Below are 23135 nucleotides of genomic sequence, written 5' to 3'. Positions count from 1 at the left end.
GTTCATTGAAGAAGGAGACCCAATTGTTTTTCGGAAGAACACTGCGAACCGCCGCGCTCGCGACGGCGGTCGCGACCCTCGCCTCCACCGCAGCACTCGCCCAGAAGAAGTACGACACCGGCGCGTCCGATACCGAGATCAAGATCGGCAACATCATGCCGTACAGCGGTCCGGCGTCGGCCTATGGCATCATCGGCAAGACCGAGGAAGCCTATTTCAAGATGATCAACGACAAGGGCGGCATCAACGGCCGCAAGATCAGCTTCGTCACCTATGACGACGGCTATTCGCCGCCGAAGGCCGTCGAGCAGGTCCGCAAGCTGGTCGAGAGCGACGAGGTGCTGGCGGTGTTCAACCCGCTCGGCACGCCCTCGAACACGGCGATCCAGAAGTATCTCAACGCCAAGAAGATCCCGCAGCTCTTCGTCGCCACCGGCGCCACCAAGTGGAACGATCCGAAGAACTTCCCGTGGACCATCGGCTGGCAGCCCTCCTACCAGAGCGAAGCGCAGATCTACGCGAAATGGCTGATGAAGGAGAAGCCTGACGCCAAGGTCGCGATCCTCTACCAGAACGACGATTTCGGCAAAGACTACCTCAAGGGCACCAAGGACGGCCTCGGCGCCAAGGGCTCGTCCATGATCATCATGGAGGAGAGCTACGAGGTGTCCGAGCCGTCGATCGACGGCCACATCGTCAAGATCAAGGCCGCCAATCCCGACGTGCTGCTGATCTATGCGACGCCGAAGTTCGCCGCCCAGACCATCAAGAAGACCGCCGAGCTCAGCTGGAAGCCGCTCCAGATCCTCACCAACGTGTCGATCTCGGTCGGCAGCGTGATGAAGCCGGCCGGCTTCGAGAACGCGCAGGGCGTGCTGTCGGCGGCCTATGCCAAGGATTCGACCGATCCGCAGTGGGCCAACGACCCCGGCATGAAGAAGTGGAACGAGTTCGTCGACAAGTACATGCCGGGTGCCGACAAGTCCGACACCAGCATGGTCTACGGCTATGGCGCCGCGTCGACCCTGGCCAAGGTGCTGGAAATGTCTGGTGACGATCTCACCCGCGCCAACATCATGAAGCAGGCCGCCTCGTTGAAGGACTTCGTGCCGGACACCATGCTGCCCGGCGTCAAGCTCAACACCGGCGCCACCGACTTCGCCCCGATCGCGCAGCTCCAGATGCAGCGCTTCAAGGGCGAGAGGTGGGAACTGTTCGGCGAGATCATCAGCGGCGACGTCCCCTCCGAGTGACACGCTGACGCACTAGTCCAACTCATGAAGCCCCCGCGAACGATCGCGGGGGCTTTTTGTTGACGTCCGGCGTCAATCTTGTTCAATGCGGCGCCGATCCAACTCGGGGCAGGAGAACAATGACTGCGGTTCGTTTTCAGGTTGTGGCCTTCTCGGCCGCATTCGCGTTGTGCACTGCGATGAGCAGCGAGGCGCTGGCGCAAAAGAAATACGACACCGGCGCGTCCGATACCGAGATCAAGATCGGCAACATCATGCCCTATAGCGGCCCCGCCTCCGCCTATGCCGCGATCGGCAGGACCGAGGAGGCCTATTTCAACAAGATCAACGCCGAGGGCGGCATCGGCGGCCGCAAGATCAAGTTCATCTCCTATGACGACGGCTATTCGCCGCCGAAGACGGTGGAGCAGGCGCGCAAGCTGGTCGAGAGCGACGGCGTATTGCTGATCTTCGGCTCGCTCGGCACCTCGACCAACGGCGCGATCCGCAAATACATGAACGAGAAGAAGGTGCCGCAATTGTTCGTGGCGAGCGGCGCCTCGAAGTGGAACGATCCCAAGCAATATCCGTGGTCCATGGGCTGGCAGCCGAGCTACGTCAGCGAGGCGCGCATCTACGCCAAGTACATCATGAAGGAGAAGCCGGACGCCAAGATCGGCGTGCTCTACCAGAACGACGATTTCGGCAAGGACTATCTGAAGGGACTGAAGGACGGCTTGGGTCCCAAGGCGGCGATGATCGTGCTGCAAGAACCCTACGACACCTCCGAGCCGGCGATCGACGAGCACGTCGTGAAGCTGAAGGCCGCCGACGCCGACGTCTTCATCAGCATCACCAGCCCGAAATTCGCCGCGCAGGGGATCAAGAAGGCGGCGGAGATCGGTTGGCATCCGATGCACATCATCTCCAACGTCTCGGCCTCGGTCGGCGGCGTGATCGAGCCAGCGGGCTTCGAGATCTCGCAAGGCATCCTGTCGGCGAGCTACACCAAGGATGGCTCCGACCCGCAATGGAACGCCGACGACGGCATGAAGAAGTTCTATAATTTCCTCGCGCAGTACGACCCCAAGGCCAACAAGCTCGATGCCGGCGTGGTGTTCGGCTATGCCGCCGCGCAGACCATGGTGAAGGTGCTGCAAATGTGCGGCGATGACCTCACCCGCGAGAACGTCATGAGGCAGGCTGCCAGCCTGAAGGATTTCGCACCCGACACGCTTTTGCCCGGCATCAAGATCAACACCGCGCCGGACAATTTCGCCCCGATCGAGCAGCTCCAGATGATGCGGTTCAAGGGCCGGAAATGGGAGCTGTTCGGCGACATCATCTCGAGCGATCTCGGCCACTGAGCACCGCAGGCGCGCAATTCAAAATAGCCTGCATTTCACGAGACAACCTCCGCGCAGCTGACTGACTAGCGCATCATCTCGCTCCCCGGAATATTCCACATCCCCTCGAAAAAAGATCGCCTCGCTGCGACGGCTCCGCCGGGGCGTTCTCCTTGCTGGCCGGCCTGGAACGGTATTGAATGTGGGCCGGAGCGACAAGCAACGATCGCCCCCAACCAAGAACAATCGACACATTCAAATCTGCCCAGGGAGATTAAAATGCCTGCAATGCATGTGCGATTGGGGGCCCTCTCGGCCGCCCTCGTGCTGGCCGCCACGCTGTCCACGACAGCGTCCGCGCAGAAGAAATACGACACCGGCGCATCCGATACCGAAATCAAAATCGGCAACATCATGCCCTACAGCGGACCGGCCTCCGCCTACGGCGTGATCGGCAAGACCGAGGAGGCCTATTTCCGCAAGGTCAACGCCGAAGGCGGCGTCAACGGCCGCAAGATCAACTTCGTCTCCTATGACGACGCCTATTCGCCGCCGAAGACGGTGGAGCAGGCGCGCAAGCTCGTCGAGAGCGACGAGGTGTTTCTGATCTTCAACTCGCTCGGCACGCCGCCGAACACGGCGATCCAGAAATACATGAACTCGAAGAAGGTGCCGCAACTGTTCGTCGCCACCGGCGCCACCAAATGGGACGATTCCAAAGATTTTCCGTGGACCATGGGCTGGCAGCCGAACTACCAGACTGAAGCCCGCATCTATGCAAAGTACATTCTGAAGGAAAGGCCGGGCGCCAGGATAGCCATCCTCTATCAGAACGACGACTACGGCAAAGACTACGTCAAGGGCCTGAAGGACGGCCTGGGCGCCAAGGCGGCGTCGATGATCGTGGCCGAGGAGAGCTACGAGGTGGCGCAGCCGACCATCGACTCCAGCATCGTCAAGCTGAAGTCGACGGATGCCGACGTGTTCTTCGACGTCACCACGCCGAAATTTGCTGCTCAGACGATCAAGAAGATGCATGAGATCGGCTGGAAGCCAATGCATTTCCTCAACAACGTCTCGGTTTCTATCGGCAGCGTCATGAAGCCGGCCGGCTTCGAGGCCTCGCAGGGCATCATCTCCTCGAACTACTATAAGGATCCGACCGATGCGCAATGGAAGAACGATCCGGCGATGAAGGCCTGGAACGAGTTCCTCGACAAGTACTATCCGGAAGCCAACCGCACGGATTCGGCGGTGATGTACGGATACATCGTAGCCCAGGGTCTCGTGCATGTATTGAAGGCATGCGGCGACGATCTGACGCGAGGCAACGTCATGAAGCAGGCAGCCTCCATCCGGGACTTCGAGCCCGCCGGCCTGCTGCCGGGCATCAAGGTTAACACCAGCCCCACCGACTTTGCGCCGCTGTCCCAAGTGCAACTCATGCGCTTCAAGGGCGAAAGCTGGGAGCTGTTCGGCGACGTCCTCAGTAGCGACGTGGGCGGCTAAAAGGCGCGGCCTTGCCCCTTAATGACTACTAAAGAAGCAGCCCCTGCGGCGTCGCCGCAGGGGCTTTTTGTTGAAGGCGCCAACCAAATCGTATTGAATTACGGCAGCGTCACCAAGAACAATCAAGACAAGAAAAGGGACGCACACACCAAGAAAATTAGGGAGATTGGAATGCCCGCTGTCACCGGCAAGCTTGCGGCCGCGTCACTGGCGCTCGCGCTCTTTGCGGCCACGACCTCCACTGCATCGGCCCAGAAGAAATACGATACCGGCGCCACCGATACAGAGATCAAGATCGGCAACATCATGCCCTACAGCGGACCGGCCTCCGCCTATGGCATCATCGGGCGGACCGAGGCCGCCTATTTCAAGAAGATCAACGAAGAGGGCGGCATCAACGGCCGCAAGATCAACTTCATCAGCTATGACGACGCCTATTCGCCGCCGAAGACGGTGGAGCAGGCACGCAAGCTGGTCGAGAGCGACGAGGTGCTGTTCATCTTCAACTCGCTCGGCACGCCGCCGAACTCGGCGATCCAGAAATACATGAACTCGAAGAAGGTGCCGCAACTGTTCGTCGCCACCGGCGCCACCAAGTGGAACGATCCGCAGAACTTCGCGTGGACGATGGGCTGGCAGCCCAACTACCAGAGCGAGACGCAGATCTACGCCAAGTGGCTGCTCAAGAACAAGCCGGACGCCAAGATCGCCGTGCTCTACCAGAACGACGATTACGGCAAGGATTACCTGAAGGGCCTGAAGGACGGCCTCGGCTCCAAAGCCGCTGCGATGATCGTGATCGAGGAGAGCTACGAGACCTCCGAGCCGACCATCGACAGCCACATCGTCAAGATGAAGTCGACCGGCGCCGACGTCTTCATGAACATCACCACGCCGAAATTCGCGGCCCAGGCGATCAAGAAGAACGCAGAGATCGGCTGGAAGCCGCTGCACTTCCTCAACAACGTCTCCGCCAACGTCGGCAGCGTGATGAAGCCCGCCGGCTTCGAGAACGGCCAGGACATCATCTCCGCCGATTATCTCAAGGACGCCGCGGATCCGGCGTGGGCGAACGACCCCGGCATGAAGGATTTCCTGGCCTTCATGAACAAGTACTTCCCCGAGGGCGACAAGCTCGACAAGGGCACGATCGTCGGCTACGGCGTCGCGCAGACGGTGGTCCAGGTCCTCAAACAATGCGGTGACAATCTCACGCGTGAGAACGTCATGAAGCAGGCCGCGAGCCTGAAGAACTTCCGCACCGAGGTGCTGCTGCCGGGCATCCAGATCAACACCGGGTCGAACGACTTTGCGCCGATCAGCCAGCTCCAGCTGGAGAAGTTCAAGGGCGAGAAATGGGAGCTGTTCGGCGACGTGATCAGCGCCGACGTCGGCGGCTAGCCGCCTCACGTGACCAACAAGCCCCCTGCGCTGATCGCGCAGGGGGCTTTTGCTTGCGCGCCGATTATGATCACGCGATTGCACAATCGAATGGTGGCAAAGGCCGCTTACGCTTTGGCGTCCGATGCGGTAGGCAGGGGAGCGGCGCGCTTGCCGCCGATCTTTCCTGTCTGCCCAAGGCTTTTCGTCATGACCGACCGACGCCCCCTGCTCCGCGCGCTCTACGACGCCGCCGTTGCTGCCGCTCATCCCAGCACGATTCTGGCGCCTCACTTGCGGCCTGCTCCCAAAGGGCGCGTGATCTGCCTCGCCGCCGGCAAGGGCGCAGGCGCGATGGCCGCGGCCGCGGAACGGCATTATCTCGACACGCTCAAGCTCGCGCCGGAGCGCCTCGTCGGCATCGCCACCACGCGCCACGGCTACGGCGTGCCGACGCGCCGCATCCGCGTGGTCGAGGCCGGCCATCCCGTGCCGGATGAAGCCGGCCTCAAGGGCGCTGCCGACACGCTCGCGCTCGCGGGCGAGGCCGGGCCGGACGATCTGCTGCTGGTGCTGCTGACCGGCGGCGGCTCGGCGAACTGGATCGCGCCGGTGGACGGCATCAGCTTCGCGCAGAAGCAGGCGGTCAACAAGGCGCTGCTGCGCTCGGGCGCGCCGATCGGCGAGATGAACACGGTCAGAAAACATCTGTCGCGGATCAAGGGCGGCCGGCTGGCGCGCGCCGGCCAGAATGCCGCCGAGATCGTCACGCTCGCGATCTCCGATGTGCCGCATGACGACCCTTCCGCGATCGCCTCCGGTCCCACCGTGCCCGATCCGACGACGCTGGCGGATGCGCGGGCGATCGTGGCGAAGTACAAGCTCGACATCCACGATGCCGTGCGCCGCGCGCTCGACGATCCCGCCAACGAAAGCTGCAAGCCGGGCGATGCGGCCTTCGCGCGCGCGCAATTCGAACTGATCGCCCGGCCCAAGCAATCGCTCGACGCCGCGGTGAAGCTCGCCAAGGAGGCCGGCTACGAGACCATCGATCTCGGCGCCGACCTCGAAGGCGAGGCCCGCGAGGTCGCGGCCGATCACGCCCGACTGGCGCTTGAGGCCCGCGCGCAAGGCAAGCGCATCGCGATCCTGTCCGGCGGCGAGCTCACGGTGACCGTGCGCGGCCATGGCCGCGGCGGGCCGAACCAGGAATATGCGCTGGCGCTCGCCGGCCTTTTGAAGGACACGCCTGATATCTCTGCGCTCGCGGGCGACACCGACGGCGCCGACGGCGGTGCCGGCAACCCCACCGATCCCGCCGGCGCGCTCATCGATGCGGCGACGTTCGCGAAGATGAAGGCGCTGTCGCTGCAGCCACAGGCCTATCTCGACAACAACGACGCGACGACCTTCTTCGAGGCGACCGGCGACCTCTTGCTGCCGGGCCCGACGCTGACCAACGTGAACGACATCAGGGTGATCTTGGTGGATTGAGATCGTGCCTCTCGCGTCATTCCGGGGCACGCGCAAGCGTGAACCCGGAATCTCGAGATTCCGGGTTCGATGCTACGCATCGCCCCGGAATGACGAAATCGATCAAAACTCGTTCGCGATCTTCGAGAGCATCCCGATCAGGGCTTCGCGGTTGGCCTGCCCCAGAAGGTCGTTCAGCCGGGCCTCGTGTTTGCTCGCGACCAGCTTCTTGGCGCGGGCCAGCACGGCCTTGCCCTTGTCGGTCAGCACCAGGATGTGCGAGCGGCGGTCGTTGGTGGAGCGGATCCGCGCGCAAAGGTCGCGGCTCTCGAGATTGTCGAGCATCGCCACGAAGTTGGGACGCAGGATGCCGAGCGTCGAGGCCACCTCGGTCTGGTTACGGCCCGGATTCTTCTCGACCAGCAGCAGCACCGAGAACTGCGCCGGCGTGAGCTGGAGCGAGGCCATGCAGCGCAAAAAGTTCTCGAACACCTTGAGCTGGGCCCGCTTCAGCACATAGCCCAGCTGCTCGGAGAGCTCGCCGAGCTGGAGGGCTTCAGGCTGCGCCTCGGCCGCATCCTTGCGGCCCTTGGCCGCGTCAGCCGGCTTTTCGGAAGACTTTTCAGCGGTTTTGGAAACGGTCATCGCCTCGTGCTCGTAATCCCGCTAAATTCGGGACGGGTCGTCCGCCACCCTTGAGATTATATTTGATAATTGTTATGGACCATATCAAATATCGCCAGCGTTTTTCAATGGCTGTGAGCGGGCCGTCCCCCACAATCGGGAGGACCGGCCCCGATCTTTGAGGGGGAGCGTCCGGTCTTGAATACCACCATCATGCTGTTCCTGGTGCAGGACGGCATCACCAATGGCGCGATCTATGCGCTGCTCGGCCTCGCGCTGGTGCTGGTGTTCGCCGTCACCCGCGTGATCCTCATTCCCCAGGGCGAATTCGTCACCTATGGCGCGCTGACCTATGCCTCGCTCGCCGCGGGCCAGATGCCGGGCACGGCAAAGCTCGCACTTGCGCTGGGCATCGGCGCCTTTGCCTTCGACCTGTTCGTCGCGCGCAAGGCGCTGCATGGACGGCTGATCCTGCGCAGCGTCCTCGCCAACGTCGTGCTGCCGGCCATCGTGCTGGCGCTGACCATCTACTTCGCCGCCCAGAAGCCGCCGGTCGCCATCTGCATTGCGCTGTCGCTCGTGATCGTGGCGATGATCGGCCTGTATCTCTACCGCATCGCGTTCCAGCCGCTGGCGCACACCTCCGTGCTGGTGCTGCTGATCGCCTCGGTGGGCGTCCATCTCGCGCTTCAGGGCCTCGGCCTGTTGTTCTTCGGCGCCGAGGGCCAGCGCGGACCTGCCGTGCTGTCCGGCGCTTTCACCGCCGGCGCGCTGCGCTTCACCGGCCAGAGCATCACCGTCTACGCCATCACCGTCGCCTTCATCGTCGGGCTCTGGCTGTTCTTCGGCCTGACGCTCTACGGCAAGGCGCTGCGCGCGACCGCCGTGAACCGGCTCGGGGCGCGGCTGGCCGGCATCCGCACCACGCTGTCGGGGCAGATCGCCTTCCTGCTGGCCTCCGTCATCGGCGCCCTCTCGGGCATCATGATCGTGCCGATCACGACGCTCTATTACGACTCGGGCTTCCTGATCGGGCTGAAGGGTTTCGTCGCCGCGATCATCGGCGGCCTCGTCAGCTACCCCTTAACCGCCGTCGCGGCGCTGGTGGTCGGCATCGTCGAGGCGTTCTCGTCCTTCTATGCCTCCAACTACAAGGAAGTGATCGTCTTCATGCTCCTGATCCCCGTGCTGCTGCTGCGCTCGCTCGCCGCGCCCGCCGTCGAGGAAGAGAAGGACTGACGCGCATGCAGAGCCGGCTTCCCATCCTCATCTTCGCGCTTGTCATGGCGGCGATCCCGTTCGTCCCGGGCATGCCCCCGTTCTGGATCGTGCTGCTCGACAATATCGGCCTTGCCGCGCTGGTCGCGATGGGCCTCGTGCTGCTCACCGGCGTTGGCGGCCTGACCTCGTTCGGACAGGCAGCCTTCGTCGGCTTCGGCGCCTACACCACGGCGGTGCTGTCGACGGCCTACGGCCTGTCGCCCTGGCTGACGCTGCCGCTGTCGCTGCTGGTCAGCGGATCGCTGGCGGTGCTGCTCGGGCTGATCACCGTCCGTCTTTCCGGCCACTATCTGCCGCTCGGCACGCTCGCCTGGGGGCTCGGCCTGTTCTATCTCTTCAGCAAGCTGGAGTTTCTGGGCCGCAATGACGGCATCTCGGCGATCCCGCCGCTGTCGGTCGGCACGTTCAAGATGCTCTCGCCCGGCTCGATCTACTACGCGATCTGGGTCGCGGTGATCCTGTCGGCCGTGCTGACGATGAACCTCCTGGACTCCCGCACCGGCCGCGCCATCCGCGCCCTGCGCCGCGGCCATGTCGCGGCCGAGGCGTTCGGCGTGCACACGCCGCGCGCCAAGCTGCTGGTGTTCATCCATGCCGCGGTGCTGGCCGGCCTCTCCGGTTGGCTCTACGCGCATCTCCAGCGCGCGGTGAACCCGACGCCGTTCGGCGCCCAGGCCGGCATCGAATATCTCTTCATCGCGGTGGTCGGCGGCGCCGGCTACGTCTGGGGCGGCGTGCTGGGCGCGGCGATCGTCGTGGTCCTGAAAGAGGTGCTGCAAAGCTATCTGCCGCTGATCCTGCCCGGCTCCGGACAGGTCGAGACCATCGTGTTCGGCATCATGCTGGTGGCGCTGCTCCAGCTCGCGCCCGGCGGCGTCTGGCCCTGGCTGATGTCGTTCCTGCCCGAGCGCACCGGTGGCAGGAAGCCGGACACCTCGCTGAAACTGGAATCGCGCGCTCGCGCTTCGGGCCAATCCGGCATCCTGCTCCAGGTCGACAAGGCGCGAAAGCAGTTCGGCGGCCTGGTCGCGGTCAACAACGTCTCCTTCGAGGTCCAGGCCCGCGAAATCGTCGCGCTGATTGGACCGAACGGCGCCGGCAAGAGCACGACGTTCAACCTGATCACCGGCGTGCTGTCGGCGACCTCAGGCTCGATCTCGGTGCTCGGCAACAAGGTCGACAAGGCGCCGCCGCAGGAGATCGTCAAGCTCGGCATCTCCCGCACCTTCCAGCACGTCAAGCTGGTCCCTGACATGACCGTGCTCGAGAACGTCGCGATCGGCGCGCATCTGCGCGGCCATTCGGGGCCGATCGCCTCGATGCTGCGGCTCGACCGCGCCGACGAAGCCAGGTTGCTCGCCGAGGCCGCCCGCCAGATCGAGCGCGTCGGTCTCGCCGACCAGATGCACCAGCTCGCAGGCTCGCTCTCGCTCGGCCAGCAGCGCATCGTCGAGATCGCCCGTGCGCTCTGCGTCGATCCGATGCTGCTGCTGCTCGACGAGCCGGCCGCGGGCCTGCGCCACATGGAGAAGCAGCGGCTGGCAACGCTGCTGCGCGAGCTGCGCGACGGCGGCATGAGCGTGCTGCTGGTCGAGCACGACATGGGTTTCGTCATGAACCTCGCCGACCGCATCGTGGTGCTCGATTTCGGCACCAAGATCGCGGAGGGCACCCCCGCCACGATCAAGACCAATCCCGAAGTGATCAAGGCCTATCTCGGAGTGGCGGCATGAGCGCGCTGTTGTCCGTCACCGACGCGCACGTCGCCTATGGCAAGGTCGAGGCTGTGCGCTCGGTCTCGCTCGAGGTCGGCGCCAACCAGATCGTCACCATCGTCGGCGCCAACGGCGCCGGCAAGACCACGCTGCTCTCCGCGATCATGGGCATCCTGCCGCTGAAGGGCCGCGTCGCCTTCGCGGGCCAGGACCTGTCACGGCTCGACATCGAGGATCGCGTCGCGATGGGGCTCGGCCTCGTGCCCGAGCACCGCGAATTGTTCGTGACCATGAATGTCGAGGACAATCTCGAGCTCGGCGCCTTCCGGATCGAGCGAAGCAAGGCGAAAGCCTCGATGGAGCGGGTCTACACGCTGTTTCCGCGGCTGAAGGAGCGGCGCAAGCAGTTCGCCGGCACGCTCTCCGGCGGCGAGCAGCAGATGCTCGCGATGGGCCGGGCGCTGATGGGCGAGCCGAAGCTGTTGATGCTGGACGAGCCGAGCCTCGGCCTCGCCCCGATCATCGTCGCCGACATCTTCCGCATCGTCACCGAGCTGCGCGCCAGCGGCGTCTCCGTGCTGCTGGTCGAACAGAACGCGCAGGCCGCATTGAAGATCGCGGACCAGGCCTATGTGATGGAGCTGGGCGAGTTCGTGCTCAGCGGCAAGGCCAGCGACATCGCGGCGAACGAACGCGTGGCGGCCAGCTATCTCGGCTTCCAGCACGAAGGTTCGACCGGGCTGTAGGCCTGCGACGGCGCCCACTGGCGCATCATCCGCACAACTGTCATCGTCCGCGAAGGCGGACGATTCAGTACTCCGAGAAGGCTGTGGTTGAATCGATAGGCTGCGGCGTACTGGATGCCCCGCCTTCGCGGGGCATGACAGCCAAGAATGCGGCGATATCCGTACCTAGTGGTTCGCCGCCTTCTCGCTCTTCAACGCGGCTACTTCCGCCTCCAGCTCCGCGATCCTCGCATCCCTCGTCGCCAGCGCCGCCGCGACATCCGCCGCGTCGAACCTCTGCGGGATGTGCTGCGGGCAATTCGTATCCCAGGCCGCGATCTTGAACAGGATCACCTGTTCCGGCCGGGCGCGGTATCCTTTCGGCATCAGCGACGTCGTCAGCACCTCGTCGTCCTCGACCACGCGCGCCTCGCCCCAGATCTTCACCCGGCGGCGATGGGCGTAGTCCATCACGAAGATGTAGGCCTTGGGATTTTCGGACAGGTTTCCCTGCGTGATGTATTGCCGGTTGCCGGCGTAGTCCGTGAAGGCCAGCGTCTGCTTGTCCAGCACCTTCAAGAAGCCCTTCGGGCCGCCGCGGTGCTGGATGTAGGGCTGGCCATCGGCCGAGGCGGTGGCAAAATAAAAGCTGTTGGCGTCCGCCAGGAACGCCGCGAGGTTCTCGTCGACCTCGGTGCGCCAGCCGCGCTGCTCGGCATGGGCATAGCCTTCGCGCGATCCCTTCCGGGTCTGGATCGACTTCACCGCCGGCGTAAACGCCACGTCGCTGGCGTAGGTATGAGATGCCGTCATCGGAATATCTCCTGGAATTCCGGTGCATTGTTCGCGTCTTTCACCGTCCAGGATGGAAACATCCGGCAGCTAAAACAATCTGACGGCTTGACACTTCATCGTTGCAATATATGCAATAATATCATGGACCGCCTTGAAGCCATGCACGTCTTCGTCACCGTCGCGGATCTGCGCGGCTTCGCGCCGGCGGCGCGCAAGCTGCGCCTGTCGCCCTCGGCCGTGACCCGGCTGATCGCGGCGCTGGAGGAGTATCTCGGTGCGCGGCTGCTGCAGCGGACCACGCGACAGGTGACGCTGACCGACGTCGGCACGCGCTACCTCGAACGCGCCCGGCGCATTCTCGCCGATGTCGAGGAGGCCGACGGCTCGGCGCGGCAGGAGCGCAACCGGCCGAGCGGACGTCTGGTGGTGTCGGCACCGGTCGGCTTCGGCCGGCTGCATGTCGGCCCGGTGATGACCGCCTATCTCAAGCGCTATCCCGAGGTCGCCTGCGAACTCAGGCTATCGGATCATCTGGTGAATCTCGTCGAGGACGCCGTCGATGCCGCGGTGCGGATCGGCCATCTTGCCGATTCCTCACTGGTCGCGCGCCAGGTCGGCGAGATGCGGCGGATCGTGGTGGCCGCGCCCGGCTATCTCAAGCGGCATGGCGAGCCGAAGACGCCGGAGGCTCTCGTCGCGCACCAGACCATCCAGTTCGGCCCTTGGTCCGAATGGCGCTTCCTGCGCGACGGTCGCGACATCGAGGTGACGCCGTCGCCCCGCTTCATCAGCAACAGCGCCGACGCGGCCCTGCAATATGCCGAGGCCGGCGGCGGTGTGACGCGCGTGCTGGCCTATCAGGCCGCCGAGGGCTTGAAGCGCGGACGACTGAAAATCGTGCTCGCGGCATACGAGCAGCCGGCGCTGCCGATCCACATCGTCTACCCGACCTCGCGCCTGCTCTCGGCCAAGGTGCGCGCCTTCATCGATCTCGTGGTGGAGACGGCGGAGTGGCGGTTTGGGTAGGCTTCGGCACCACGCGGAACGTGCCACTCGCCCGCGCGATCACGACGCCATCGGCCTTGATCAGGCTCTGCGCGAAGCAGATCGTCTTGCCGGTCTTGATCACGTCGCTCTCGATCGAACACCATTGGCCGATCTCGGCCGAGCCGACGAAATCGATCGACAGCGAGACCGTTACGAAGGACGTGGTCCAGTTCGTCACCTGAGCGCAGCTATAGCCCATGGCATTGTCTGCGAGCGCGGTAATCAGCCCGCCATGGATCAGGCCACGGCCATTGGTGTGCGGCCTTGCCAACCGCAGGCCGATGATGACGGCCTTGTCAGTCTTCTTCGAATAGAGCGGCTCCCAAGGTTCGGTGAGCGGGCTCTTGCGGGAGAGCGGCTCGAAGCCGGCGGGGATGTCGGTAGAGGTCATGGCTGGCTCGCGTTTATGGTTCCCACCATTGAACGCGATGGACGTGACGGTTGCATCAATTACAAAGTTTTAAACGAGATTTGCGCAGGCGTTTGAAACGGACGCCCGTCATTGCGAGGAGCGCAGCGACGAAGCAATCCAGACTGTCTCCTCGGAGACATTCCTGGATTGCTTCGCTTCGCTCGCAATGACGCGCGGAGAGAGCGCGCGATGCCGCAGGGGTGGGCAAAGGCGCGATGCGTCGTGCCCACGATTCGTCCGCCATCGAGAAAGTTGGTGGGCACGCGGAGCCTGTCATCGGGCGCGCATTCGCGCGACCCGGTGGCTTTGCCCACCCTACGGCGCCGACAGCGCTGCCCTAAAACGGCAGCCCCACGTAGTTCTCCGACAGCGACGTCATCGCGGCCTGCGAGTGCGTGACGTAGTCGAGCTCGGCGAGCTGGATGCGGGCGCCGATGGTGCCGGTGTCGGGGAATTTGTGCAGCATCGAGGTCATCCACCAGGAGAAGCGCACCGCCTTCCAGACCCGTGCCAGCGCCTTGGCGGAATAGGCGTCGATCCCGGCGCTGGATTTCTCGTCATAGAATTCGCGGAGCGCACTCGACAGATAATGGGCATCGCTGGCCGCCAGATTCAGTCCCTTGGCGCCGGTTGGCGGCACGATGTGGGCGGCATCGCCGCACAGGAACATCCTGCCGAAGCGCATCGGTTCTGCAACGAAGCTGCGCAGCGGCGCGATGCTCTTCTCGATCGACGGACCCGTGACGAGGCTGTCGGCCGCCTCCTGGTCGAGCCGGCGCTTCAGTTCGTCCCAGAAGCGGTCGTCCGGCCACTGGTCGACATGGTCGTCGAGTGGGCACTGCACGTAGTAGCGGCTGCGGTGTGTCGAACGCATGGTGCAGAGCGCAAAGCCGCGGGCGTGATTTGAGTAGATCAGCTCGTGGCTGACCGGCGGCGTCTCCGAGAGGATGCCGAGCCAGCCGAACGGATAGACCCGCTCGAACTCCTCGATCGCCGTGGCCGGCACGCTGGCGCGGCTGACGCCGTGAAAACCATCGCAACCGGCGATGAAGTCGCAATCAATGGTGTGGGTGACGCCGTCCTTGACCCAGGTTACACGCGGGTGACTGCCGTCGAAATCGTGCGGCCGGACATCCTTGGCCTCGTAGACCGAGATGAGACCGGCAGCCTTGCGCGCATTCATCAAATCGAGCGTGACCTCGGTCTGGCCATAGATCATCACCGTCTTGCCGGTCGCGGCCTTCATGTCGATGCGGTGACGGCGGCCGGAAAACGCGAGCTCGATGCCTTCATGCACGAGGCCTTCGGCATGCGCCCGCGCGCCGGCACCGATCTGATCGAGCAGCGCCACGGTTCCCTCCTCCAGGAGGCCGGCGCGGATGCGCCCCAGCACGTAGTCCGGGCTCTGCCGCTCGAGAATGAAATTGTCGATGCCATATTGATGCAGAAGTTGCCCAAGCAACAATCCCGCCGGCCCAGCCCCGATGATTGCGACTTTTGTCCGCAATACTTGCTCCTTCCGATCCTGTAGGCTTTCGTCGCGGCCCGCTTGTCGCCTCAAGCCGCAGACGATAATTATATCACATAACGGTTGGGCAAAAGGGGAGTGCGGATCGCCGCTGACGGCGACAAATCCATGCAACATGGCTGACGTAGATGACGCGACAAGGTGCGCGCCAGTTCCGGCTTGAACACGCCGGCCAATTAGATAACATGTTAATTAAAGAGGCTGGCCATCGAAGCCCGCCGATGAAAAGAGGGAGAGACGCGTGATAAGGAAAGCCTATCTGGCGTTGCTGCTGGCAGCAAGCGTGAGCCCTGCGTTGGCGCAGGACAAGACCTTCGATCTGAAGGTTTCGCACTGGGTGCCGGCGTCGCACCCGCTGCAGAAGTCCCTGGAAGACTGGGTCGCCGCGGTGAACAAGGATTCCGGCGGCACCATCACGGGCAAGGTGTTTCCGGCGCAGCAGCTCGGCAAGGCGTTCGATCACTACGACATGGCGCGCGACGGCATCGCCGACGTCACCTATGTCAATCCCGGCTACCAGCCCGGCCGCTTCCCGATCATCGGCGCCGGCGAGCTCCCGTTCCTGATCTCGGACGCCAAGGGCGGCTCGATGGGGCTCGACGCCTGGTATCGCAAATATGCCGAGAAGGAGATGAAGGACGTCAAATACTGTCTCGCCTTCGTCCACTCGCCCTCCTCCTTCCACTCCAAGACCAAGAAGATCGTGACGCCGGAGGACGTGAAGGGCCTGAAGATCCGCCCAGCGCACGCCACCATGGCCAACTTCGTCACCTCGCTCGGCGGCACCAATGTGCAATCCTCGGCGCCCGAAGTGCGCGACATCATCGAGCGCGGTGTCGCCGACGGCGTCACCTTCCCCTGGGGCTCGCTGGTGCTGTTCGGCATCGACAAGGTGACGAAGTACGACATGATGGCGCCGCTCTACACCACGACCTTCGTGTTCGTGATCAACAAGGACAAGTACAGTGCGATGTCCGACAAGCAGAAGGCCGCGATCGACAAGAACTGCACGGTCGAGATGGCCGGCGTGGTCGGCGAGCACTGGGGCAAGTTCGAGGACGCCGGCATCGACAAGGTGAAGGCGGAATCCGGTCACGAGGTCTACAATCTGACGGCCGAGCAGACCGCGGCCTGGAAGAAGGCCGCCGAGCCGCTGGTCAAGACCTGGAGCGACGGCGCCAAGAAGGCCGGCGCGGATCCGGATGCGGCGCTCGCGGATTTGAAGGCCTCGCTGAAGAAGTACAACGCGCTGGCGGAGTGAGGCGGTGCCGGCGCGGCGAACTCCTCTTCTCCCTCGCCCCGTTCTTACGGGGAGAGGGTCGGGGTGAGGGGCTGCTTCCGCAAAGAAAGTGACAGACGGACTCGCGGAGAGTCCCCCTCACCCGGAATCCGCGCTTGCGCGCGCATTCCGGCCTCTCCCCGCGCGCGGGGAGAGGCGAAGGACCGCGGCTGGAGTCGAGAGCGATAATGACGTCACACAGGAAACTCCCATGAAGCGCGCCTGGATGGACCGCTTTATCGACACGATCGAATGGATCGCGGCCGGATTCGTCGGCCTCGTCGCACTCGACATCTTCCTGTCGGTGCTGCTGCGCAACACGCTGAACTACGCGATCCCCGACAGCTTCGACATCGGGCGCATGCTGCTCGGCATCCTGATCTTCTGGGGCATCGCGGCAACCTCCTATCGCGGCACCCACATCACGGTCGACCTGGTCTGGGGCAATGTCGGCCCGCGCTATCAGCGCTGGATCGACGTGTTCGCAACCCTGGTGCTGCTGTTCGTGGTCACGGTGCAGACCTGGACGCTGTTCGACAAGGTGCGCGGCACCTACAACGACAACGTCCAGACCTTCGACATGCACATGCCGACCTGGCCGTTCTTCGCGGTCGCCTGGATCGGTGACGTCTCGGCCGTGCTGCTGATCGCGATCCGCACCTACCGCCTGATCTTCCATCCCGAAGAGATGCACGATCCCAAAATCAAGGCGACGGAGTAATCATGAGCACCGATGCCGTCGCCGTTATCGGCTTCGTTTCCCTGTTTGTCCTGATGCTGCTGCGCGTGCCCGTCGGCATGGCCATGGGCCTCGTCGGCGTGTCCGGCTTCTCCTATCTGGTCGGCGCAACGCCGGCGCTGAAGCTGGTCGGCCAGACCTCGATGCGCACGGTGACCGACTACACCTTCGGCGTCATCCCGATGTTCCTGTTGATGGGCGCCTTCGTCTCCAATTCCGGCATGAGCCGCGAGCTGTTCCGCGCCGCCAACGGTTTTGTCGGGCATTTGCGCGGCGGGCTCGGCATCGCCACCGTCGGCGCCTGCGGCGGCTTTGCCGCGATCTGCGGCTCGTCGGTCGCGACCGCCGCGACCTTCTCCGCGGTCGCCTATCCGGAAATGCGCCGCTTCGGCTATCCGCAGTCCTTTGCCACCGGCGTGATCGCGGCCGGCGGCACGCTGGGCGCGATGCTGCCGCCCTCGACCGTGCTCGCGGTCTACGGCATCATCACCGAGCAGGACATCGGCAAGCTCTTCATCGCCGGCATCATCCCGGGCCTGCTGGCGATGACCATGTACATGATGACGATCTTTCTGATCGGCTATTTCCGGCCTGACTTCCTGCCCAAGGGCAAGATGCTGCCGTGGCGCGAGCGCTTTGCCGGGCTGAAGGATATCTGGGCGCCGGTGCTGCTGTTCGTGTTCGTCATCGGCGGCCTGTACGGCCTGCCCTTCCTGCCGCGCTTCACCCCGACGGAAGCCGGCGGCGTCGGCGCCACCGGCGCCTTCATCATCGGCATGGTCACCGGACGGCTCGACCGCGAGAAGGTGCTGGCCTCGCTGCTGCAAGCAACCCGCACCGCGGCCGCGGTGTTCACCGTGCTGATCGGCGCCCTGATCTTCGGCTATTTCCTCACGGTGACCCAGACGCCGCAGAAGGTGACCGAATTCCTCACCGGCCTCGGCCTCGGTCCCTACGGCGTGCTGGCGCTGATCATGGTGATGTATCTGGTGCTCGGCTGCCTGATGGACGCCATGGCGATGATCATCCTGACGGTGCCGATCATCTTCCCCGTGATCACGCATCTCGGCTTCGATCCGATCTGGTTCGGCGTCATCATCGTCATGACCGTCGAGCTCGGCCTGATCCATCCGCCGGTGGGGATGAACGTCTTCGTCATCAAGAGCGTGGTGAAGGACGTGTCCTTCTCCACCATCTTCAAGGGCGTCATCCCGTTCGTGGCGACGGACCTCGTGCGCCTCGTGATCCTGATCGCCTTCCCGCTGCTCGCGACCTGGCTGCCGACGCGGATGATGGCGCATTGACGAGGTGAAGCGATGACCGCACCGACGCTGGAGACAAAATACGTCTTCACCATCACCGCCTGCATCGGCGACGTCGTCACCGCCGGCGAGACCGGCATCGGCGTTCGCCGCATCATTCCGATCATCGGCGGCGAGGTAAGGGGCGCGATCACCGGCAAGGTGCTGCCCTTCGGCGCCGACTTCCAGACCATCCGTCCCAATGAGCTGATCGACCTCGAGGCCAGATACGCCTTCGAGACCGACGACGGTGCCATTGTCTATGTGGAGAACAAGGGGCTCCGCTTCGGCCCGGTCGAGCTGTTGCAGAAACTCAAGCGCGGCGAGCCGGTCGATCCGACGCTGATCTATTTCCGCACCGTACCGAAATTCGAGACGGGACATGAGAAATATCGATGGCTGATGCAGCACATCTTCGTGGCATCGGCCGCGCGGCATGCGGACCGCGTGGTGATCGACGTGCATCAGGTGGTGTGAGAAGGCCGACACCTCGTCATTGCGAGCGAAGCGAAGCAATCCAGACTGTTTCCGCGGCGGGACACTGGATTGCTTCGCTACGCTCGCAATGACGGAGGATGTGGCCACAGCAGCGTATCACCAGGCACTCTTCGTCCGCTGACCGACCAGTCCGACGCCGAGCAGCCAACGCCCACCCAGAGCCATATCCTGCCCCTATCCTTCTTGACTCCTCCCAAATTCGTTATACAACATAACTATTCTGACAAGGACGCAAATGACACAGGGAAACGCCGAGACCGCTGACGCGGGCACCTCAGGGCTTTTGAGGATCGAGAGGGCGGACCGGGTTCTGACCGTGGGTCTGAACCGGCCGGCCAAGCGCAATGCGCTCAACGACGGCATCATCCTGGAAATCGGCGAGTGTTTTGCGTCCCTGCCCGAGGACATCGGCGCGGTCGTGATCCACGGCATCGGCGACCATTTCTCCTCTGGGCTCGACCTCTCGGAACTGACCGAGCACGATGCGACCGGCGGGCTGCTCCATTCCCAGATGTGGCACCGCGTGTTCGACCGCATCCAGTACAGCCGCGTGCCCGTGATCGCGGCGCTGAAGGGCGCGGTGATCGGCGGCGGCCTCGAGCTCGCCTGCGCGGCCCATATCCGCGTCGCCGAGCCCTCGACCTATTTCGCGCTGCCCGAGGGGCAGCGCGGCATCTTCGTCGGCGGCGGCGGCTCGGTGCGGCTGCCGCGGCTGATCGGCGTCGCCAGGATGATGGACATGATGCTGACCGGCCGCGTCTATAGCGCGACCGAAGGCGCCTCCTACGGCTTCGCGCAATATGTGACGGAAGCCGGCAATGGGCTCGGCAAGGCGCTGGAGCTCGCGACCAAGGTCGCCGCCAACGCGCCGCTGACGAATTTCGCGGTGCTCCAGGCGCTGCCGATGATCGCGGAGGCCAATCCGCAGACCGGCCTCCTGATGGAATCGCTGATGGCGACGGTCGCGCAGAGCGACAAGGAGGCCAAGCGCCGGATCCGCGAATTCCTCGAGCACAAGACAGCGAAAGTGAAGCCGAAGTCATGAGCGCGGAGCCGTCCTCTTCCAGCATGGAGCGCGGGGCGAGCACTTTCCCGCTGCGGCCGATTTCGTTCGGCGATCCCGTCGTCAACATCGAGCGGCGCGACGACGGCACAATTTACCTCAGGCCAAAGCAGCCGCTCGGCGACTATCCCGTCCGCATCACCGACCGCCTGCATCACTGGGCGAAGACCACGCCCGACCGCGTCTTCATGGCCGAGCGCGAAGGCGGCCGCGGCTGGCGCAAGATCACCTACGCCGAACTGCTCACCGCGAGCCGACACATCGCCTCGAGCTTGATCCAGCGCGGCCTGTCGGCGGAGCGTCCGGTCGTCATCCTCTCCGGCAATTCGATCGACCACGCCCTGCTCGCGTTCGGCGCCTACTACGCAGGCATTCCGTTCTGCCCGGTGTCGCCGGCCTATTCGCTGGTGTCGAAGGATTACGGCAAGCTCTCTTACCTGATGAAGCTGCTGACGCCCGGCCTCGTCTTCGCCGAGGATGCCGACAAGTTCGCCGATGCGCTCGTCGCCAACGTCTCGCTCGGCACCGAGATCGCCGCATCCTATGGCCACGTGCCGGGCCGCGACATCACGCTGCTCGCCGATCTCATGGCGACGCCGATCCGCGGCGACCTCGACGCGGCGCACGAGAAGATCGACCCCGACACGATCGCAAAATTCCTGCTGACTTCAGGCTCGACCGGCAATCCCAAGGCCGTCATCAACACCCAGCGCATGATCTGCGCCAACCAGGTCATGCTGCGCGAGACGCTCGCCTTCCTCAAGGACGAGCCACCCGTCATCATCGACTGGCTGCCCTGGAATCACACTTTTGGCGGCAACCACAATATCGGCCTGACGCTCTACAATGGCGGCTCGATGTATCTGGACGCCGGCAAGCCGGTGCCCGGCGGTATCGAGGAGACCGTGCGCAATCTCCAGGAGATTTCGCCGACGGTCTATTTCAACGTGCCCAAGGGCTACGAGTCGCTGCTGCCCTATTTGCGCGACGACCAGGGCCTGCGCGCAAAATTCTTCGACCGGCTGCATGCGATGTTCTTCTCCGGCGCGGCGCTCTCGCCCTTCGTCTGGAACAGCCTCGACGAGCTCGCGGTAAAGGAAAAAGGCTACCGCGTGCCGATGCTGACCGGCCTCGGCGCGACGGAAACCGCGCCGTTCTTCATGTCGGTCAATCCGCGCACCAGCCGCTCCGGGCATGTGGGCCTGCCCGTGTCGGGCAATGACGCCAAGCTCGTGCCGAACAACGGCAAGCTCGAGGTGCGCGCCAAGGGGCCGAACGTGATGCCCGGCTACTGGCGCCAGCCCGACATCAGCGCAAAATCCTTCGACGAGGAAGGCTTTTACAAGATGGGCGATGCGCTCAAGCCCGCCGATCCCGATGATCTCAACGCCGGCTTCGACTTCGACGGCCGCGTCAGCGAGGATTTCAAGCTCGCGAGCGGCACGTGGGTCAGCGTCGGGCCGCTGCGCGCGCGCCTCATCGCGGCCTGCGCGCCTCTGGTGCGCGACGTCGTCATCGCCGGCATCAACCGCGACGAGATCTCCGCGCTCGTGATGCTCGATCTCGACGGCTGCCGCCTGATCAACCCGACGCTGCCGGCCGACGATCTCGTCGTCGCGACGCGCGACCGGCTGGTGCGTGAGGCCTTCCGCGAACGCCTGACCCGTTTCCTCTCTTCGGCCACCGGCTCCTCGACACGGATCACGCGCGCGATCCTCCTGGACGCGCCGCTGTCGATCGACAAGGGCGAGGTCACCGACAAGGGCTCGATCAACCAGCGCGCGGTGCTGGAGCATCGCGCTGCGCTGATCGACGAGCTCTACGCTGCCAATCCGTCGGACCGTGTGATATCGGTCGGGTAAGAAACCATCGAAGGAGAACGCCATGTTGTTGAAGGATCAGGCAGCCATCGTCACCGGCGGTGCATCGGGCCTTGGCGCGGCTACTGCGCGAAAGCTGGCGGCGCAGGGCGCAAAAGTCGCGGTGTGCGATCTCAATGCCAAGCTTGCGGAAACCGTCGCCGCCGAGATCAAGGGCGTCGCCGTGACCTGCGACGTCTCCGATGCGGCGTCCGCTGAAGCCGCGATCGCGCTGGCGACCAAGGCCCACGGGCCCGCGCGCGTGCTGGTCAACTGCGCCGGCATCGGCGTTGCCAAGCGCGTGGTCGGCCGCGACGGCCCGATGGCGCTGGCCGATTTCGATAAGGTGATCAAGGTCAACCTGATCGGCACCTTCAACATGCTGCGCCTCGCCGCGGCCGAGATGTCCAAGCTCGAGCCGCAGGCGACCGGCGAGCGCGGCGTCATCATCAACACCGCCTCGGTCGCCGCCTATGACGGCCAGATCGGCCAGTCCGCTTATTCGGCCTCGAAGGGCGGCATCGTCGGCATGACGCTGCCGATCGCGCGCGAACTGGCGCAGTTCGGCGTGCGCGTGCTGACCATCGCACCCGGCCTGTTCCTGACGCCGCTGCTCGCCAACCTGCCGCAGGAGGCCCAGGATTCGCTCGCCGCCGCGATCCCCTTCCCGCGCCGGCTCGGCAATGCCGACGAGTTCGCCGCGCTCGCGCTGCACATGGTCGAGAATTCCTACCTGAACGGCGAAGTGGTGCGCCTCGACGGCTCGCTGCGCATGGCGCCGAAGTAAGGTCGGCAGAGCAAGGCGCGACACATGTTCGTGAACCGGCGCGACGTCCAGATCCAGTGGGGCGATTGCGACCCCGCCAACATCGTCTACTACCCGCGCTATTTCGCGATGTTCGACGATTCGACGTCGACCCTGTTCGAGGTCGCCGGGTTCTCCAAGCAGGATCTGGTCCGCAAATACGGCCTGGTGGGCATTCCCATGGTCGACACGCGGGCCAAGTTCTACATCCCCTCGACCTATGGCGACTGGATCACCATCGAAACGAAGATCGAGAGCATCAAGCGCTCGAGCTTCGAGGTGAAGCACAACGTCTACAAGGGCGAGGCGCTGGCGATCGAGGGTTTCGAGACCCGCGTCCTGGTCGGCCGCGATCCCGTTAACCCCGACAAGCTGAAATCGGCACCGTTCCCGGCGGAAATGGTAGCCAAATTCACGGGGAGTTAAGCCGTAGTCGGACCTTGGAGCTAAATCGCCGCATCACCAAAAGAGGGGGCTGAATTACCCCCCGATTTCTGCTTTCAAAGAAACACGTAAAGGGAGGA

The 23135-nt window shown here is 64.0% G+C and carries 21 protein-coding genes; 17 read left to right on the top strand and 4 right to left on the bottom strand.

What is annotated here, in order from left to right; genetic code table 11:
• The first annotated feature begins 23 nt into the window (after window positions 1-23).
• The 5 genes from GPL20_RS16595 to GPL20_RS16575 all read left to right on the top strand — a co-directional run bounded on the left by GPL20_RS16595 (window position 24) and on the right by GPL20_RS16575 (window position 6961).
• Window positions 24-1253 carry an ABC transporter substrate-binding protein gene (locus tag GPL20_RS16595; RefSeq protein WP_157330591.1) on the top strand — a complete coding sequence of 410 codons (1230 nt, stop codon included), beginning with the start codon at window positions 24-26 and terminating at the stop codon, window positions 1251-1253.
• 119 nt (window positions 1254-1372) lie between these two features.
• On the top strand, window positions 1373-2599 hold the full coding sequence (locus GPL20_RS16590; RefSeq protein ID WP_157330590.1) for an ABC transporter substrate-binding protein: 1227 nt from the start codon (window positions 1373-1375) through the stop codon (window positions 2597-2599).
• Between the two features lie 258 nt (window positions 2600-2857).
• The gene (locus tag GPL20_RS16585) at window positions 2858-4087 is read left to right on the top strand and encodes an ABC transporter substrate-binding protein (protein ID WP_157330589.1); all 1230 of its coding nucleotides are present in this window, start codon (window positions 2858-2860) and stop codon (window positions 4085-4087) included.
• A gap of 171 nt (window positions 4088-4258) precedes the next feature.
• Window positions 4259-5488, top strand: a complete 1230-nt coding sequence (locus GPL20_RS16580) for an ABC transporter substrate-binding protein (protein ID WP_157330588.1) — start codon at window positions 4259-4261, stop codon at window positions 5486-5488.
• Window positions 5489-5677: 189 nt separating this feature from the next.
• On the top strand, window positions 5678-6961 hold the full coding sequence (locus GPL20_RS16575) for a glycerate kinase type-2 family protein (RefSeq protein ID WP_157330587.1): 1284 nt from the start codon (window positions 5678-5680) through the stop codon (window positions 6959-6961).
• Window positions 6962-7063: 102 nt separating this feature from the next.
• Here the strand turns inward: GPL20_RS16575 and GPL20_RS16570 are convergent, their stop codons facing one another.
• Entirely contained in the window at window positions 7064-7585 is a 522-nt protein-coding gene (locus GPL20_RS16570) for a MarR family winged helix-turn-helix transcriptional regulator (protein ID WP_157330586.1), read from the bottom strand.
• 177 nt (window positions 7586-7762) lie between these two features.
• On the opposite strand from GPL20_RS16570, the gene GPL20_RS16565 reads away from it, so the two are divergent.
• From GPL20_RS16565 to GPL20_RS16555, 3 genes are read left to right on the top strand one after another with little or no spacing between them, the layout of a single operon-like run.
• Window positions 7763-8803 carry a branched-chain amino acid ABC transporter permease gene (locus tag GPL20_RS16565; RefSeq protein WP_167533065.1) on the top strand — a complete coding sequence of 347 codons (1041 nt, stop codon included), beginning with the start codon at window positions 7763-7765 and terminating at the stop codon, window positions 8801-8803.
• 5 nt (window positions 8804-8808) lie between these two features.
• A complete protein-coding gene (locus GPL20_RS16560; protein ID WP_157330585.1) occupies window positions 8809-10578 on the top strand; it encodes a branched-chain amino acid ABC transporter ATP-binding protein/permease in 1770 nt (589 codons plus the stop codon).
• Window positions 10575-11306: an ABC transporter ATP-binding protein gene (locus tag GPL20_RS16555; protein WP_157330584.1), complete on the top strand. Its 732-nt coding sequence runs from the start codon at window positions 10575-10577 to the stop codon at window positions 11304-11306. Before GPL20_RS16560 ends, GPL20_RS16555 begins: the two co-directional genes overlap by 4 nt.
• 165 nt (window positions 11307-11471) lie before the next feature.
• On the opposite strand, the gene GPL20_RS16545 is transcribed toward GPL20_RS16555, so the two are convergent.
• Complete coding sequence (locus GPL20_RS16545) at window positions 11472-12098, bottom strand: pyridoxamine 5'-phosphate oxidase family protein (RefSeq protein ID WP_157330583.1); 627 nt, start codon at window positions 12096-12098, stop codon at window positions 11472-11474.
• A gap of 123 nt (window positions 12099-12221) precedes the next feature.
• Between GPL20_RS16545 and GPL20_RS16540 the strand changes: the two genes are divergently transcribed.
• Window positions 12222-13106, top strand: a complete 885-nt coding sequence (locus GPL20_RS16540) for a LysR family transcriptional regulator (RefSeq protein ID WP_157330582.1) — start codon at window positions 12222-12224, stop codon at window positions 13104-13106.
• Here the strand turns inward: GPL20_RS16540 and GPL20_RS16535 are convergent.
• Both GPL20_RS16535 and pobA read right to left on the bottom strand, forming a co-directional pair.
• Complete coding sequence (locus tag GPL20_RS16535; RefSeq protein WP_157330581.1) at window positions 13063-13518, bottom strand: PaaI family thioesterase; 456 nt, start codon at window positions 13516-13518, stop codon at window positions 13063-13065. The genes GPL20_RS16540 and GPL20_RS16535 overlap by 44 nt on opposite strands.
• Before the next feature lie 358 nt (window positions 13519-13876).
• Window positions 13877-15046 (bottom strand): 4-hydroxybenzoate 3-monooxygenase, encoded by a 1170-nt coding sequence (gene pobA, locus GPL20_RS16530; RefSeq protein ID WP_157330580.1) that lies wholly within the window; start codon window positions 15044-15046, stop codon window positions 13877-13879.
• 265 nt (window positions 15047-15311) lie between these two features.
• On the opposite strand from pobA, the gene GPL20_RS16525 reads away from it, so the two are divergent.
• The 8 genes from GPL20_RS16525 (at window position 15312) to GPL20_RS16490 (ending at window position 23037) form a co-directional block, all read left to right on the top strand.
• Window positions 15312-16328: a TRAP transporter substrate-binding protein gene (locus tag GPL20_RS16525; RefSeq protein WP_254125302.1), complete on the top strand. Its 1017-nt coding sequence runs from the start codon at window positions 15312-15314 to the stop codon at window positions 16326-16328.
• 229 nt (window positions 16329-16557) lie between these two features.
• On the top strand, window positions 16558-17067 hold the full coding sequence (locus tag GPL20_RS16520; RefSeq protein WP_157330579.1) for a TRAP transporter small permease: 510 nt from the start codon (window positions 16558-16560) through the stop codon (window positions 17065-17067).
• Window positions 17068-17069: 2 nt separating this feature from the next.
• On the top strand, window positions 17070-18389 hold the full coding sequence (locus GPL20_RS16515) for a TRAP transporter large permease (RefSeq protein WP_157330578.1): 1320 nt from the start codon (window positions 17070-17072) through the stop codon (window positions 18387-18389).
• Between the two features lie 12 nt (window positions 18390-18401).
• Window positions 18402-18863, top strand: a complete 462-nt coding sequence (locus tag GPL20_RS16510) for a DUF3237 domain-containing protein (RefSeq protein WP_157330577.1) — start codon at window positions 18402-18404, stop codon at window positions 18861-18863.
• Window positions 18864-19119: 256 nt separating this feature from the next.
• Entirely contained in the window at window positions 19120-19929 is an 810-nt protein-coding gene (locus tag GPL20_RS16505) for a crotonase/enoyl-CoA hydratase family protein (RefSeq protein ID WP_157330576.1), read from the top strand.
• Window positions 19926-21809, top strand: a complete 1884-nt coding sequence (locus GPL20_RS16500; protein ID WP_157330575.1) for a feruloyl-CoA synthase — start codon at window positions 19926-19928, stop codon at window positions 21807-21809. The genes GPL20_RS16505 and GPL20_RS16500 overlap by 4 nt, the downstream gene beginning before the upstream one ends.
• Before the next feature lie 22 nt (window positions 21810-21831).
• Window positions 21832-22593 (top strand): SDR family NAD(P)-dependent oxidoreductase, encoded by a 762-nt coding sequence (locus tag GPL20_RS16495; RefSeq protein ID WP_157330574.1) that lies wholly within the window; start codon window positions 21832-21834, stop codon window positions 22591-22593.
• Window positions 22594-22617: 24 nt separating this feature from the next.
• Window positions 22618-23037 (top strand): acyl-CoA thioesterase, encoded by a 420-nt coding sequence (locus tag GPL20_RS16490; protein ID WP_157330573.1) that lies wholly within the window; start codon window positions 22618-22620, stop codon window positions 23035-23037.
• Window positions 23038-23135 lie beyond the last annotated feature (98 nt).

The sequence above is a fragment of the Bradyrhizobium cajani genome, assembly GCF_009759665.1.
Lineage (GTDB): Bacteria > Pseudomonadota > Alphaproteobacteria > Rhizobiales > Xanthobacteraceae > Bradyrhizobium > Bradyrhizobium cajani.
Note: the sequence above shows the minus strand (reverse complement) of the source record. Positions and strands in the feature narration are given on the sequence as shown.

Bases quoted from the DNA above. Each gene is read 5' to 3' on its own strand.
- GPL20_RS16500 (WP_157330575.1), top strand. From the start codon at position 19,926: ATGAGCGCGGAGCCGTCCTCTTCCAGCATGGAGCGCGGGGCGAGCACT.
- GPL20_RS16515 (WP_157330578.1), top strand. From the start codon at position 17,070: ATGAGCACCGATGCCGTCGCCGTTATCGGCTTCGTTTCCCTGTTTGTC.
- GPL20_RS16545 (WP_157330583.1), bottom strand. From the start codon at position 12,098: ATGACGGCATCTCATACCTACGCCAGCGACGTGGCGTTTACGCCGGCG.
- GPL20_RS16585 (WP_157330589.1), top strand. From the start codon at position 2,858: ATGCCTGCAATGCATGTGCGATTGGGGGCCCTCTCGGCCGCCCTCGTG.
- GPL20_RS16535 (WP_157330581.1), bottom strand. From the start codon at position 13,518: ATGACCTCTACCGACATCCCCGCCGGCTTCGAGCCGCTCTCCCGCAAG.
- GPL20_RS16570 (WP_157330586.1), bottom strand. From the start codon at position 7,585: ATGACCGTTTCCAAAACCGCTGAAAAGTCTTCCGAAAAGCCGGCTGAC.
- GPL20_RS16540 (WP_157330582.1), top strand. From the start codon at position 12,222: ATGGACCGCCTTGAAGCCATGCACGTCTTCGTCACCGTCGCGGATCTG.
- GPL20_RS16580 (WP_157330588.1), top strand. From the start codon at position 4,259: ATGCCCGCTGTCACCGGCAAGCTTGCGGCCGCGTCACTGGCGCTCGCG.
- GPL20_RS16510 (WP_157330577.1), top strand. From the start codon at position 18,402: ATGACCGCACCGACGCTGGAGACAAAATACGTCTTCACCATCACCGCC.
- GPL20_RS16555 (WP_157330584.1), top strand. From the start codon at position 10,575: ATGAGCGCGCTGTTGTCCGTCACCGACGCGCACGTCGCCTATGGCAAG.
- GPL20_RS16520 (WP_157330579.1), top strand. From the start codon at position 16,558: ATGAAGCGCGCCTGGATGGACCGCTTTATCGACACGATCGAATGGATC.
- GPL20_RS16490 (WP_157330573.1), top strand. From the start codon at position 22,618: ATGTTCGTGAACCGGCGCGACGTCCAGATCCAGTGGGGCGATTGCGAC.
- GPL20_RS16505 (WP_157330576.1), top strand. From the start codon at position 19,120: ATGACACAGGGAAACGCCGAGACCGCTGACGCGGGCACCTCAGGGCTT.
- GPL20_RS16560 (WP_157330585.1), top strand. From the start codon at position 8,809: ATGCAGAGCCGGCTTCCCATCCTCATCTTCGCGCTTGTCATGGCGGCG.
- GPL20_RS16575 (WP_157330587.1), top strand. From the start codon at position 5,678: ATGACCGACCGACGCCCCCTGCTCCGCGCGCTCTACGACGCCGCCGTT.
- GPL20_RS16590 (WP_157330590.1), top strand. From the start codon at position 1,373: ATGACTGCGGTTCGTTTTCAGGTTGTGGCCTTCTCGGCCGCATTCGCG.
- GPL20_RS16495 (WP_157330574.1), top strand. From the start codon at position 21,832: ATGTTGTTGAAGGATCAGGCAGCCATCGTCACCGGCGGTGCATCGGGC.